Origin of the sequence: Endozoicomonas atrinae (assembly GCF_001647025.1) — a bacterium.
GTDB lineage: Bacteria > Pseudomonadota > Gammaproteobacteria > Pseudomonadales > Endozoicomonadaceae > Endozoicomonas > Endozoicomonas atrinae.
Genome location: NZ_LUKQ02000061.1, coordinates 1 through 14284 on the forward strand (window position 1 = coordinate 1; position 14284 = coordinate 14284).

At 48.2% G+C, this 14284-nt stretch carries 10 protein-coding genes and 2 pseudogenes; 7 read left to right on the plus strand and 5 right to left on the minus strand.

The features are described 5' to 3' along the window. Positions 1-176: pseudogene (locus tag AK963_RS31940) on the plus strand (IS256 family transposase); the annotation flags it as partial. A 92-nt stretch (positions 177-268) separates the two neighbouring features. Here the strand turns inward: AK963_RS31940 and AK963_RS10755 are convergent. The 3 genes from AK963_RS10755 to AK963_RS10770 form a co-directional block, all read right to left on the minus strand. Continuing rightward, a complete protein-coding gene (locus tag AK963_RS10755) occupies positions 269-3043 on the minus strand; it encodes a hypothetical protein (protein ID WP_066015453.1) in 2775 nt (924 codons plus the stop codon). Positions 3044-3658: 615 nt separating this feature from the next. Continuing rightward, a complete protein-coding gene (locus tag AK963_RS35285) occupies positions 3659-3859 on the minus strand; it encodes a hypothetical protein (RefSeq protein WP_066015455.1) in 201 nt (66 codons plus the stop codon). Between the two features lie 26 nt (positions 3860-3885). Next, positions 3886-4206: a DUF2288 domain-containing protein gene (locus AK963_RS10770; protein WP_066015456.1), complete on the minus strand. Its 321-nt coding sequence runs from the start codon at positions 4204-4206 to the stop codon at positions 3886-3888. 610 nt (positions 4207-4816) lie between these two features. Here AK963_RS10770 and AK963_RS10775 point away from each other — a divergent pair. From AK963_RS10775 to AK963_RS10800, 6 genes and pseudogenes are all read left to right on the plus strand, one after another. Beyond that, on the plus strand, positions 4817-6727 hold the full coding sequence (locus AK963_RS10775; protein ID WP_066015471.1) for an ABC transporter ATP-binding protein: 1911 nt from the start codon (positions 4817-4819) through the stop codon (positions 6725-6727). A 444-nt stretch (positions 6728-7171) separates the two neighbouring features. Further along, positions 7172-8485, plus strand: a pseudogene (locus tag AK963_RS10780) (ABC transporter substrate-binding protein). Positions 8486-8499: 14 nt separating this feature from the next. Further along, positions 8500-9417, plus strand: a complete 918-nt coding sequence (locus tag AK963_RS10785) for an ABC transporter permease (RefSeq protein ID WP_066015457.1) — start codon at positions 8500-8502, stop codon at positions 9415-9417. Continuing rightward, entirely contained in the window at positions 9414-10277 is an 864-nt protein-coding gene (locus AK963_RS10790) for an ABC transporter permease (RefSeq protein WP_066015458.1), read from the plus strand. Before AK963_RS10785 ends, AK963_RS10790 begins: the two co-directional genes overlap by 4 nt. A 12-nt stretch (positions 10278-10289) precedes the next feature. Then, positions 10290-11453 (plus strand): beta-aspartyl-peptidase, encoded by a 1164-nt coding sequence (gene iadA, locus AK963_RS10795; protein ID WP_066015459.1) that lies wholly within the window; start codon positions 10290-10292, stop codon positions 11451-11453. 199 nt (positions 11454-11652) lie between these two features. Continuing rightward, complete coding sequence (locus tag AK963_RS10800; protein ID WP_066015460.1) at positions 11653-12024, plus strand: nitrous oxide-stimulated promoter family protein; 372 nt, start codon at positions 11653-11655, stop codon at positions 12022-12024. Between the two features lie 161 nt (positions 12025-12185). On the opposite strand, the gene AK963_RS10805 is transcribed toward AK963_RS10800, so the two are convergent. Beyond that, positions 12186-13427, minus strand: coding sequence for an NAD(P)/FAD-dependent oxidoreductase (locus AK963_RS10805; RefSeq protein WP_066015461.1), 1242 nt, complete (start codon positions 13425-13427; stop codon positions 12186-12188). An 83-nt stretch (positions 13428-13510) separates the two neighbouring features. Beyond that, positions 13511-14233, minus strand: coding sequence for an SDR family oxidoreductase (locus AK963_RS10810; protein ID WP_066015462.1), 723 nt, complete (start codon positions 14231-14233; stop codon positions 13511-13513). Positions 14234-14284 lie beyond the last annotated feature (51 nt).

Consider the following 14284-nt stretch of genomic DNA (forward strand, 5'->3'; position numbering starts at 1 on the left):
GCGTCATTCGTAAGGCGATCAAGAACCGGAAGATTTTTCGGACTGATGAGTCAGTCATGAAGGTAATCTATCTGGCCATGGAAAAAGCTTCCGAGAAATGGACCATGCCGATCAGGAACTGGAAAGCAGCCATGAACCGGTTTGAAATTATGTTTCCTGACCGGTTCAAGGAGTAATAGTTTTGGTGGCGTTTACACAGAATTATTTACAGGCTCTTTCAGTCTGAGTTATTGACCAATAACTTTTACAACGGCCTCTTAGTTATGTATCACTTTGGCTTTAGAGTGCCCTTGCTTACCATCGGCGCACCTTCGTCTTCATATAAGTAGCAAGCAGGCCAGACAACAAAATCAATCTTCGCTCCTGGCCTTAATTTCTTTTCACGTGCTCTCCATAGTTCACAATCACGTTTATCCAATACTTCACCTTCTGTTTTCCACCTTAACGACATAGGTGGTTCATGGGAGCGCATTTTATATAGAAGCATACAGGCTTTTTTTAAAAAACGTCTGGTATAAACTTTCGCAATCATTACGCTTTGATGCTCTTTATTATTAAATTTCTCCAACCACTTCTCAGCTTCTGGAGTTGCAGCCCATGTATCTTTATCCATGTCAGGTTCCGGTAAATCAACAACACCAATAGGGTTGTATTCCGACTTTTCTAACTTATTACATACAGTATCCATGAGTTGCTCTGCTATCAGTTCCGTTTTGGCATCAATACTGAAGTTCTTAAGGCTCTTCAGGTCTCTTCTTAACTCCCTGTACCTTTCCTCTTGAAGACCAGCATGGGTAGTCATAGAGAGCGCATCACTCAGCCCTCTTTTTTCTTCTTCAACTAAATCACAAACGGCTTCATAGCAGTAACGCAGCATATCATTTGCAATTTTTTCGCTATTACCTTTTGAAATTACTGACTCTAGTGCATCTGTCAAATCCTCCTTCACATTACCATCAAGCTCACCAAATTTCTCACCTAATTTCAGGGGTCTGTTTTCATCACTCAAATCAGTAATAGCTGTATTTCCCTCTGTAAAAATCAAACCCGCCAAAGCCGACAATTCATTTGTCGCTTTTTCACAATAAGCCTTAACTTCTTTTAAGGCTTTTTCTAAGGCATTCTGCTTTTCGTCAATCATGCCCTTTACCTCATGAAACGCCAAACCATCCTCATTGTTTAACATGATTTTATCAGCAGGAATAGGATCCCACGCTTTCAGCTCTTCCTTAGGATTATTACCAGCCCCTGCCTTCTGATCTTCTGTTGTAGAAACAGGAGCATCCCAAGGGGCAAATAATTCATCATCAAAACAACTCAAAAGGTGCTTATTGCTGGCATAGGATTTTTCTGACTCATCTCTGGAGCAAACTTCAAACGTTTTACTATTTCTATTCCATTTAAACCACGTACCCTCAAACCTGTGTTTTAGCCCCCATGAATCATGTTTCTTCCCTCGAACCAACTCATACGCCACTGCCTGATCATACATCAGGTCATCGGGTATATGTGGGGTGTCACTTAATGTGGTCATTGCTTTTTCTAAAACTGCCCTGGCATAGTTTTCAAGACTGATTCGAACTACTCTCATTTGCTCTTTGTAATGATCTGAAGCCCCCTTTGAACTTTTCGGTCCTGCAGGAATTTTCTTCATTTCCTCATTCACAATAGATTCAACCAAAACTGACTTGGATATTTTCCCCAATGCACCCGCAGCAATTTTTTCCTCGTATACGCTCTGAAATATTTTAAACTCTTCTCTGGTCATTTTACTGATGAGACGGGAAAGGTCATACACCCCCATGTTTTTCAAGATCCCTTGTTTTAATTCAAAAAACCTGACTCCATATGGGGCGTTCTTTTTTCTCTCAACAAGATAAATCCAATCTCTCAGTTTTTTGATCATAGGTTCACTTAGGCTTCCAACAGGCACAGCCTTCCTCATCTGTGAAACCGTTCCACCAGCATCCAGTTTACCATTCTGATTAAATACACAGCATTTCCAGATATACGCTTCAAAATCAGCTCTTCTCTGTCTTTTTGCAAACTGAAACTTCTCTCTTAATCCTTCCTCTTTCTTTGTACTTCTCAAAGCAGGGCTAAACTTTTCAACGATGGCATCTTTATCAGTATTATCAACTCTGTTCCGCCTTCTATTTCCTGGCTCATACATTTGTGATTCAAGCCCTTCTCTTACTCCAGAAAGGAGTTTACCAGCCAGCTCGCCGGGATTTTTACCAGCCGGGCAAAAATCTTTCACGGCATTCAGTATTTTTGGCCTTTCCTGTGCATAAACAGTCACACAGGCTGAAGCCTTACTGAAAAGGTCTCCATCACTGCTATTAAGCCAAGAATTAACATTTACAGCTCCACGAGTAGCTGCAAACGTCATTGCCATATTATCCTGCTTCTTAGAGCTCCCTTTAACCTTGGCAATGCGACTAAATATTTCCTTTGCTTCTTGCTCCTTTTTTCTCAAAGCGGCCAATGTTTCATGGTAATTTTTACGCTGATCCTGCAAAGCCTCCCTTTCCTCGCAGCTCAATTGAACAAGGACTCTCTTCGGTCTGGCAGTGCTGACAGGGTCAGGTAAAGGCGATGTCCGTGGCGGAGGAATAATATGCGCCCTTTTTTGAAGCGCTATCTTCGGCCGAGCTCCCTTACTTTCATACGGTGTCTGGGGCTTCCTGTCCTCCATACCTTTTCCAGCGTTACCCACTGCAGGCAAGCCATTCAGGGTGCCCTTATCCCCATTTCCCGAAGCTTTTTCACGCTTTTCCTTATTGGCCAGCTTTTGTAAATGAGATTGCACTTCCGAAGTTTTCATTCTTCTTTCCAGCAAGCGTTCTCCATCTATCCCCTGTTCAGATAAATGCACTATCAATCGAATGTAGTCACCTTCTGAAACGCTTCGTTGATTAAAAACCACTTCATTATTTTCATTGAGGCCATATCGACCAAGATTCTCCCCAGAAGCCTCCAAGTTATTATTTATCATCTGAAGTAAGTTAGCATTTATCTTTGATATACTATTATTAGGCATTGTGGCTTCCTTTCTAAAAGACAGTTAGGCTAAAATCTCAATTCAAAAATGATTAGAACCATGTAACACAGGCGTTCTAATTCAATATATTTCAAATATCTAATGGCTATGTCATTTTGGTCGATAAAAAAGTTGGACTAATGATATAATCTATCGGTTCCCCCCCCCCTAGCCTTAATTTTTTCTTACCGTTCTATGCTGTAACATCCTGAGTAAAGGCCTGCACATGGTGCATTGGATCTGAAATAGGAATTTCAAGTCATACAACTATTGACAAAAGACACCATTTTTTATCCCCATGCTCTAGCACATAATTTCAAAGAGTTTGATGTATTCAGCCAAAGTGAGAGCTTTTGTGATAAGGCTTGGCAGCAAAGGAATACCGAGCGTCTTTCGAACTGTCGTATCATGAATCAGAACTATTGACCTGATGCATTCCTGACTTTTTAGTAGCTCATGGCTGTAGCCCATGCTGCCTTCAACCACTGTCAGGGAGTAAGAAAAATCACTGCTGGCTGTTTTATACTCAGGGGGCGTTCCCACTTGACCGGTTAACTCACATTCTGAAAGCCAGCAGGCAGTTAATGACGAGCTACAGTATATATTTTGGATTCACTATGGCTCGTAAAGCAGGCGTCCGTTTACGTCGGACTTGCCTGAAAGACGCACGGTATTCCTGAGCAAATTCGGCTTTCGTATGACAGCTTTACGAGCCCCTGAGCACGCCAAACTCTTTGAAATCATGTACAGGGCTCGAATATAACTGAACTCAATGTCATCTTCGGTAATGATGATACCGTCAGCAATCTCCAGCATTCAGACTGTTATCTCCTTTTCTTTTCTCAAAACCGTTCCTGTACTCTTTCCTGAACAAGCACCCAGGGTCTAACCACAACAGCCCAAAGATCACGGTCGTCTGCAAACCAGGACTGTGCCTGTTCATCACTAACTGCTCCCAATACGCCCTGTTCCACCCAGGCTTCTACCGCTGACTTATTATCGACTGAGACCTGGTAGCTAACCTCAATCAGATCCAGTGAATCATCCACACAAAGCACAACGCCCTGGGCAAAGTAACGCTGCAGTTCAGACCAGGCTATTTTTGAGGTTTCCTGATTGAGTTTGGCCTTTTCAAGTGTTTCCCGGCTGACGGACTCAGACATCTTTTTATGACTTCCCATTACATTGCACACATAGTGTACAAATCGACATTTTTTTAAAACAGTGAGCGGGAGAATAACAGCACATGACACTAAAGTTAAAACGCTCAATTTTACGTCAACCGAAAGACGATTATTCGGGAGTCAGTGTCTATAAGAGCAGCGACCGAATAGATAGATGTTCAAGCTGAAAAACAAAAATCATCATGGTTCTTTATCCTGTTTTTCAAAAGAGCAGCAGATCATTCTACTATTTCATTCCCATTTAAATGAGCACAATGTTCCTCGGTTACACAGTATTGCCTGACAAGATAAATAGCCAGACTATTGCCCAAAAGGCCTGATTTATCCCTCTCCACATCCCGCCAGAAACACCCATAAACATCAGCAGATGCGAAATATACCTATTTTTCCCTAATGAAAATTTAGCTAAAAATATAAAAAAAATACGAAATAAAACTGTTTGAAAAATAATTTACAGCATTTTTTGCTGAATAAATGAACAATAAAATCTGAGAAGCTCAAAAGAGCCCGTGGCTGCAATTTCCAATAGCGATCACCCCGCAGAGGCAAGCTTGCCTATGTATCAGGGGCAAAAAATTTGGACTGTCATGTGAGTAAATTATTAGAAGCACGTCATCTCAATGTGAATTTCGACACCTTGCTGGGGACAAAACAGGTGTTGAAAGACATTAACATCGGCATGGCATACAACGAAATACTGGCCATTGTGGGAGAGTCTGGTTCTGGCAAGTCGGTTTTCAGCAAGTCCATTATGGGTCTGCTGGGGGAAAGAGCCGATATGCATGGTTCCATCTGGCTGCATAAGGGGACAGCCGATGATACCGCTATTGAGAACAATGGACTGGATCTGGTCAGCCTGAAACAGACAGAGCTGGAAGAGATTCGGGGTGATCAGATCTCCATGATCTTCCAGGATCCAATGACCTCACTTAACCCGGTGATGACCGTCGGCAAACAAATTGCCGAAGCCATCTGTATTCACCAGAACAAAACCATGAAGGATTCTCTGGAAGAGGCTGGCAGGCTTCTGGACTTGGTTCGCGTTCCCAGTGGTCGCAAGATTCTTTCCGTTTATCCTCACCAACTGTCTGGTGGCATGCGGCAGCGGGTCATGATTGCCATGGCACTAGCCTGCAAACCCAAACTGTTGATTGCCGATGAGCCGACCACCGCATTGGATGTGACCATTCAGGCACAGATACTGGGCCTGATTAAAGAGCTGCAGAAAGAACTGAACATGGCGGTAATATTCATTACTCATGATATGGGCGTGGTGTATGAAATCGCCGACCGCGTGGCCGTAATGTACAAAGGCGAACTGGTGGAAACCGGTACTCTGGAGCAGATCTTCACCTCACCACAACACGCCTATACCCAAGCCCTGCTCGCCGCAGCCCCCAAGCTGGGAGAAATGAGCGGAACCGATCTGCCTCGCTCGTTCCCGGTACTGACCATGGAAGAAGAGCTGGCGGGCAAAGGTGGTAACGTTGCCCAGATAGACGGGCATCAAGTGGACTACAGCCAGAAGCCTATTCTTACTGCCAGCAACCTGCAGGTAATTTTCCCCCGCCGTCACAATTTCTTTGGACAAGTGACTCATCAAATTCATGCGGTTGCCAACGTGTCGTTTGATCTCTACCACGGCGAAACTTTGGGGATCGTGGGTGAATCCGGTTCCGGGAAATCTACCATCGGAAACGCCATTCTCGGCCTGCTTCCAGAAGCGACGGGTGACGTGCATTATGGTGACATCAATCTGCTGGAGCCAACGCCTGAGCAGCGTGAACTGATTCGGAAAGATATCTCGTTTATTTTCCAGGACCCCCTGGCGTCACTGAACCCCCGTATGACCATCGGCGCGGCAGTAGAAGAACCTCTCATCATTCACTGCCCGGAAATGACCTCGGCAGAAAGGGAGATTCGTGCCAAAGAACTGCTGCAACAGGTAGGCATTGCACCAGAGCTGTATCGCCATTATCCCCATGAGTTTTCCGGCGGCATGCTGCAACGGGTCAATATTGCCCGGGCATTGACCACCAACCCGAAAATCATCGTTGCCGATGAGTCGGTTTCCGCACTGGATGTATCCGTACAGGCCACCGTGCTGAACCTGATGATGGAACTTCAGCGCGACCTCGGTGTGTCCTTTATTTTCATATCCCACGATATGGCCGTTATCGAACGTGTCTGCCACCGTGTACTGGTCATGACCAAGGGGCAACTGGTGGAAGTGGGTCATCGCCGCGCCATTTTCGAGAATACGCAACACAGCTATACCCGTAAGCTGCTGGCAGCCATACCACAAATTGATTTCTCAACCCGTCGCCAGAAAACCTTCGAATTGATTACCGACGAAGTTCCAGATCCGGTATTTCCGGTGGGTGATTCGCCAGCCCCTCAGGAAATGATTGATGTGTCGCCTGGCCATAAGGTGGCGATGGAACGATACACAAAGGATGTCATAAACGTCAGTAGTCAACCGATGCGTGAAGCGGTGTAAATAACAACCAATCCAGTCCTGAAGCCCCGGGGGGAAATTACCGAGGTGGGTTTCAGGGCATCAAATAAGCAGCTGGCCATATGAAATCGAATATTTCTGGTTACTTGGATTGGTGCTATGCAAGGCACAACGCAGGGAGCATAGCCGTAGCTATGTAACCGGAGTTGTAACACAGCAGAGCGCCAGAACAAGGAGTCAGAAATATATGATTTCCATATGGTTAGCTGCTTACTCCAACCAAAAGGATTAACCATGAACCGAATGAAGTCACTGGTTCTTTCGGCGGCTCTTGCTGCCAGTTTTACCGGGCAGGCGCTGGCCTCCCATATCGTGGTCGCGATTGAAAGTTCCGTCCGAACACTGAACCCACACAACGCTTCCATCACGCTGGATATGTCGGTAGCCGGTGCCGCCTATGAAGGTCTTTTTACCTTTAACAATAAAATGGAAGTGGTGCCCAACCTGGCCACCGGTTATAAGGTCAGTGACGATGGAAAAATTTATACCATCAACCTGAACAAAGGCATCAAGTTCCACGATGGCACTGACTTCAACGCAGCTGCCGTCAAATACAACTTTGAGCATGAAATTAAGCACAAACTCCGTCGTGCATCTCTGCTGTCCAACGTTGCTTAGTTTAATGTTCTGGCCGACGACACTCTGGAAGTCGTTCTGAAAGAGCCGTCCAATAACTTCATCAACTCCATCACGCACCCTTCCCAGGGCATGATCAGCCCCGCAGCCCTGGAAAAATACGGTGAAGACATCCAGAAAAACCCCGTAGGCACTGGACGCTTTGTCTTTGACAAATGGGTTCGCGGCAGCACCGTCAGCTTTAAGGCTAACCCGGATTACTGGCGTGGACCGGTAAAAGTCGATGGTATTGAGTTCCGCACCGTTGCGGAAGCCGGCTCCCAGCTGGCCATGCTGCAATCGGGTCAGGCCCAGTTTATTGCCAACGTAGCCCCGGCCATGAAAAAGGTCATCGCCGCCAACCCGAAAATTGAAAATGTTCAGGTACCCACCATCATCGGTCGCTGGTATTCACTGAACACCAAGAACGAAATTTTCGCGAATGAGAAAGTGCGTCATGCGATGAACTATGCCTTCCATAAAGAAGCATTTGCCAAGGTGGTTTATAACGGCGACGCCGCACCTCTCAAGTCACCCATCCCGGATAATCTGGAGACGTTTGCAGAACAGCCTGCCTACACCTACAACCTGGACAAAGCGAGAACCCTTCTGAAAGAAGCTGGCTACCCCAATGGTTTTAAAGCCGTCCTATGGGCCAAGAACAATACGCTCTCTCTGCGTTCTGCTGAGTTCCTTCAGCAGCAGCTGGCCGCCATTGATGTTGAGTTGGAAATCATTCCACGGGATACCGCCAGCCATTATGCCGCGGGTGACACGCTGAAAGATGACCCATCACGTCCAGTTATCTTTGATGCGGGCTGGTCTTCTTCCAGCGGTACTGCTGACTGGGCACTGCGTCCGATTTATGGCACCGGTGGTGGCTCCAACTACTCCCTGTACTCTAACGATGAGATTGATTCACTGCTGAAAGAAGGTCAGCTGGTTCAGGATCCGGCCCAGAAGGAAAAGATCTATCACCAGATTCAGACACTGGCCTGGCAGGATGCTCCGGTTATTTTTACGACAGTTGACTACCGCACTATCGGCAAGAGCAGAAAACTCAGTGGTATTGAGTTCCTTCCGGACGGCTCTATCAGTGTCGGTGACGTAGCACTGGTAAATTAAGGTAAAAGACCGTAATGCCGCAATATATCCTCAAACGCCTGATGGGCACCCTGGGCGTCATGCTGGTCATTGCCATTCTGGCCTTCTTCTTTGTGCACATGCTGCCAGGTGACCCGGTACGCATGATTGCCGGTGAAGATGCGACCTTTCAGGAGATGGAAATTCTGCGACAGAAGCTGGGACTCAACCTCCCGCTTCACCAGCAGTTTTATCTCTTCATGGTCAACCTGCTGCAACTGGACTTTGGCACGTCACTCATTTCCGGTGATGCCGTCTATGACGTGTTATCCCATCGCTATGTGCTGACTGCCAAACTGACCCTGGTATCCCTGTGGTTTATTCCCGCTGGTATTATCCTGGGTGTGGTTGCAGCAACCCACAAGTCCAGGTTTCTGGATCGGGCATGTATGGTCTTTTCAGTATCGGGCATTTCAGTGCCCGAATTCTGGTTCGGCCTTATTCTGATCCAAATCTTTGCCGTGAAGCTGCAATGGTTTAATCCGACCGGTTTTCAGTCACTGGCCGACCTGACCCTGCCTGCCATTACCGTGGGTATGATGGGTACTGCGGTAATCGCCCGTTTTACCCGTTCCGCGTTTCTGGATGTGCTCTCAGAAAACTATATCCAGACTGCCCGGGCCAAAGGGGTAAAACGCTTTAACGTGACTTATGTGCACGCCCTGCGGAACGCCATGTTGCCCATCATCACGGTCATTGGTCTGCAGATCGGCTTTATTCTCAGTGGCTCCATTGTCGTTGAAGCCATTTTTGGTCTGCCCGGTCTTGGCTCTTTGCTGATTGAGTCAGTCGTCGCCCGAGATCATCCGGTGGTGCAGACACTGCTGCTGCTCTACTCATTCCACTTTGTCATGATCAACTTCGTCGTTGATGTGCTTTACACCGTTATTAATCCGCAGGTTCGACTCAAATGAGCAGTACGACGACCTCGCCATCCGTTTCGCCGTTCCAGCTCTTTCTTATGCGTTTCAAACGGGAAAAGCTGGCCATTGCTGCAGGCATCACCCTGCTCATTATGATACTGATGGCGCTATTTGCCCCGCTCCTGCTGAGCCATGGGCCAAACGACTTTGACTATAACCGCATTCTGATGCCGCCCTCACCCGAGAACTGGGTCGGCACGGATATCTATGGCCGCGATCTGTTTACCCGTCTGGTCTATGGCGCCCGAGTCTCACTGACGGTTGGTTTTCTTTCCGTCACGATCGGTGCCCTGACCGGCTCATTTATCGGCATTCTGGCCGCCTACCGAGGGGGCTGGCTGGACAGCATCGTCATGCGTGCGGCCGATGTCCTGTTTGCCTTTCCCAGCTTTCTGCTGGCCATTGCCATTGTTGCAGTGCTGGGCGGCGGCATTATGAACGTCATCATTGCCATCGCCATTTTCAGTGCGCCGACCTTTGCCCGGATTACCCGCAGTTCGGCACTGTCAGTGCTTAACTCACAGTTTGTTCGTGCAGCCACCACCATGGGCGCGAGCCACAGTCGCATCATGTTTGTGCATATTCTGCCCAGCACCATCAGTGGCATTCTGGTCTATTTCACCATGCGGGTAGGCACATCGGTTCTGACGGCTGCCAGCCTCAGCTTCCTCGGTATGGGTGCTCAGCCACCGTCGCCTGAGTGGGGTGCCATGCTCGCTTCCAGCCGGGACTTTATAGCAGTAGATGGTTATATGTACCTCACTCTCTATCCCGGGCTCTGTATTTTTCTTACCGTTTTGTGCTGCAACGTTCTGGGTGACGGCCTGCGCACGGCACTGGACCCGAAATAGGAATTTCGAATCATGCAGCTATTGATCAAAGGCGCCGATGTTTTTGCTCCCGAAGCCCTCGGCCGAAAAGATATTCTGATTTCTAATGGCAAAATTCTGGCCATAGAAGAAAACATCAATGAATCCGGTCTGATTGGCCCTGTTGAAGTGGTTGATGGTCAGGGCAAACTGGCTATCCCCGGTCTGGTTGATACACACCAGCACTTTATTGGCGGTGGTGGTGAAGGTGGTTACCGAACCCGCACTCCAGAACTTACCCTGACCCAGCAAACTCTTAACGGTGTAACCACTGCACTTGGATTACTGGGTACAGACTCACTGTCCCGGCATGTTGAAAGCCTTTACGCCAAAACCAAAGCGTTCAATGAAGAAGGCATCACCGCAGTAATGATCACCGGTGCTTATCATCTGCCATCCCCAACGATTACCGGCTCGGTACAACGGGATATTGCCTTTATTGACCCGGTTATCGGTGTAAAGCTGGCCGTTGCCGATCATCGTGGTCCGTTTGTCACCCGTGATGAACTGGGCCACCTGGTCAGTGAAGTACGGGTAGCCTCGTTGATTGCCAATAAAAAAGGCATCATCACGGTACATACCGGTGCTGGAAAAGCCTGCCTTGATCAAGTGTTCGACATCCTTGAAGTGAGTGATTACCAGCCAGAACGTTTCGTGCCTACCCATATTAACCGTCCGGACACCTGGGAGTCCGCGGTCAGGCTGGCGAAAATGGGCGCCTATATAGACGGCACGGGCATTCTTCATGACGATGGTGGAGCCGGCAAAATCACCTGTGCTGATGCCACCCGGATGAGTATTGAAGAAGGAATTGAATCACGCTTTACCTTCAGTTCCGATGCCGGTGGCTCCATGCCAAAGTGGAATGAAAACCGTACCCGTATCATCGGGATGGGCGTAGGTACTCCGGATTCCCTGCTGATCGAAGTTCGCCGGGGAGTTGAGAAAGGGTTAACCCTTTCCCAGATGCTGGCTCCAGTAACCACCAACGCAGCCCATCAGATTGGTCTTGAAGACAGAAAAGGGCAGTTGCTATCCGGATTGGATGGTGATGTGGTTCTGCTGGATCAGGACTCCCTGCAACTGACCGATACCATCGCCAAAGGGCAGTGGATGGTTGCCAATGGTGAAGCCATTGTTAAAGGGACATTCGAATAAACAGGATCCCTTTAAAGCACCTGAATAAAACCACAAAGGCGCTAAGACACAGAGGATATCATTTTACATCTTTGTGTCTTCGTGACTTTGTGGTTAAAAAACCTGAAACACTCATATTCAAAACAAATATCACCAGTTTGGCAATTAAGGCGGATTATGGGAGGATAGGTTTCTCGAAACAGAGAAGGTTACGTTGTTTATGCCCCTCGCTCTCGAAGGCCCCCTGAAAGATCACCCCAGGCTGACGCGTGAATATTTCACCGTTACCCGCATGATTGAGCTTTACTGCAAGCACCATCACCAGCACCCCACCCTGTGCAATGTTTGCCTCTCACTGCTGGCTTTCAGCAAGCGCCGCCTTGAGCGCTGCATCTATGGTGATGAAAAACCCACCTGCGCTAACTGCAATGTTCACTGCTACAAGCCGGATCAACGGCAACAAATTCGTGAAGTGATGAAGTGGGCTGGGCCTCGTCTGCTATTGAAGCACCCGGTGCTGACGATTCAGCATCTTATCGATGACCGAAAGACTGCCCCAGAGCATCCTAAAAAGCAGAGAACGTTGAATTAGTCGATAAGTAGTTAACCAGATGAAATCATATATTTCTGATTTCTTGTTCAGGCACTTTGCTGTGTTACAACTCCAGTCACATAGCTAGGGCTATGCTCCTTCCGTTGTGCCTTGCATAGTACCTGCTCAAGTAGCCAGAAATATTCGATCCATATGGCCAGCTACTTAAACCTTGCCGGGCTGAAAGGAGAGACATCAATAACCGGTTTTCCTCCACTGATAAGCTCGGCAATCAAACGCCCAGTTATCGCCCCCATACCCACACCTGCATGACCATGCCCAAAGGCAAACCAGAGGCCAGGGTGTCTCGGTGCTTCGCCAATGACCGGCAGACCATCCGGCATGGAAGGTCGGCTGCCAACCCAGACCTCACCCACGGGATTCCCCAGAGAAAAAACGTCGCGGGCATTGTGACTTGCCTGATAAAGCTGCTTTGAAACTGGCGGCGCATCGCGGGCAGACAACTCAATACCGGTGGTCAGTCTCAAGCCGCTTTTCATTGGCGACATAACATAGCCACCTTCCACATCATGAACCGGTCGGCTCAACTGAAAGGCATCCGAAGGTTGGAAGTGCTGGTGATACCCTCGCTCAGCAGCCATGGGAAAGCGATAACCCAGCTTTTCACAAAGTTCCCCACTCCATGGGCCGAGTGCCAGCACCACTATACGGCTTCTGATGTTTTCCCCATGAGTCTCAATCAGGAAGTTGTCACCCTCTCTGGTAATAGTTTGAGCAGATGCCTGACAGAACTGACCACCGGAGGATTGAAAAGCTGTTACATAACCATTGATGACTTCGGAAAGGTCCTCAAATGAAGCGGTGTCCCGGATCAAAACCCCTTTACGGAAACCAGAGGTGATCGCCGGTTCCAGTTCCGAGATCCCCTCCGGATCGAAAATATCATATCGAATACCTAACCGGTCATAGTAATCTCTCTGGTATTGGACAGCCTGGAAGGACGCCTCTTCCCGGTATAACCGGAGCCAGCCTTTTTCCAGAAGCAATTCCCGACAACCGGACATATCCAGCAGTTTCCTGTGCTCGGCAACGGCATACTGGAAGAGACTGTCCAGCCCCTTTACCGACGCTTCATAGCGAGACTGGCTGTTTCGAACCAATAGATAATAGAGCCAGCGCCAGTAATGCGGGAGCTGACTCAAATGAACATGCACATTGGGGTGATTTTTTAACAGGGCCGCGGACAGGTGATGGGTGATATCCGATAAACTGAGCGGAAAGACAGAGCCACGATTAATGAGCCCGGCATTGCCATACGAGGTTTCCATCCCGGGCGCTTTCCGGTCAACCAGTGTCACCTGGTAGCCACTTTTCTGCAGATGGAGTGCAGAGCAAACACCCACCATTCCGGCTCCAAGTACCACCGCACTTTTCCCCGCCATGGCCACATACCTCGAACACTGAGTCAGTCAGATTAACTTATCATAATGAGATCAAAGTGCGATGTTTTCTACGTGAAAATACCTTATGCCGTTTGCCGGGTAGCCGTCACCACCAGTTCACGGATACAGACATTCTGCGGTTGCTGATAAACAAAGGAAATACAGCGGGCAATATCTTCTGCAGTAATAACGCCTCCCATGCCATCTTTCCACTGTTCATAGCCATCCTTTATTTCACTGGATGTTGTATGACTCAGCAGCTCGGTTTCTACCGCTCCCGGTGCGATGGTTACCACCCGTACACTGTCGTCAGCCAGCTCTTCTCTTAGCGTTTCAGACAAACCATGCACTGCAAACTTGGTTCCACAATAGGCCATATGGTTTGGAAAGCCCTTAATACCAGCCACTGAACTGATATTAATAATGGTTCCCCCTTTTCGGGCTTTCATCTGACGAGCAACGGCATAAATGCCATTCAGGACGCCTTTGATATTCACATCAACCATCGCATCCCACTCGGCAGGGTCCTGTTCGTCGGCACGCCCCAGCTGCATTAGCCCGGCATTGTTGATCAGACAGTCCGTATCTCCGTAGCGGGACTCCGCCTCTTCGATGGCCAGCTTCAAGGCATCACGATCCGTTACATCCACTCGCCGGCATAGTGCATCCGGAAGATCCAGAGCCTCCAGACGCTCGACCCTTCTGGCCAGTAATAACAATGGATGCCCAAGTTGACTCATGGCCCTGGCAACCGCTTCACCGATACCGGAGCTGGCTCCGGTAATCACGACCAATGGTTTATTCATGGCGAGACTCCTGCGGGAGTATATCCTGAGGTTTCAGTCCACCAGCGTGTG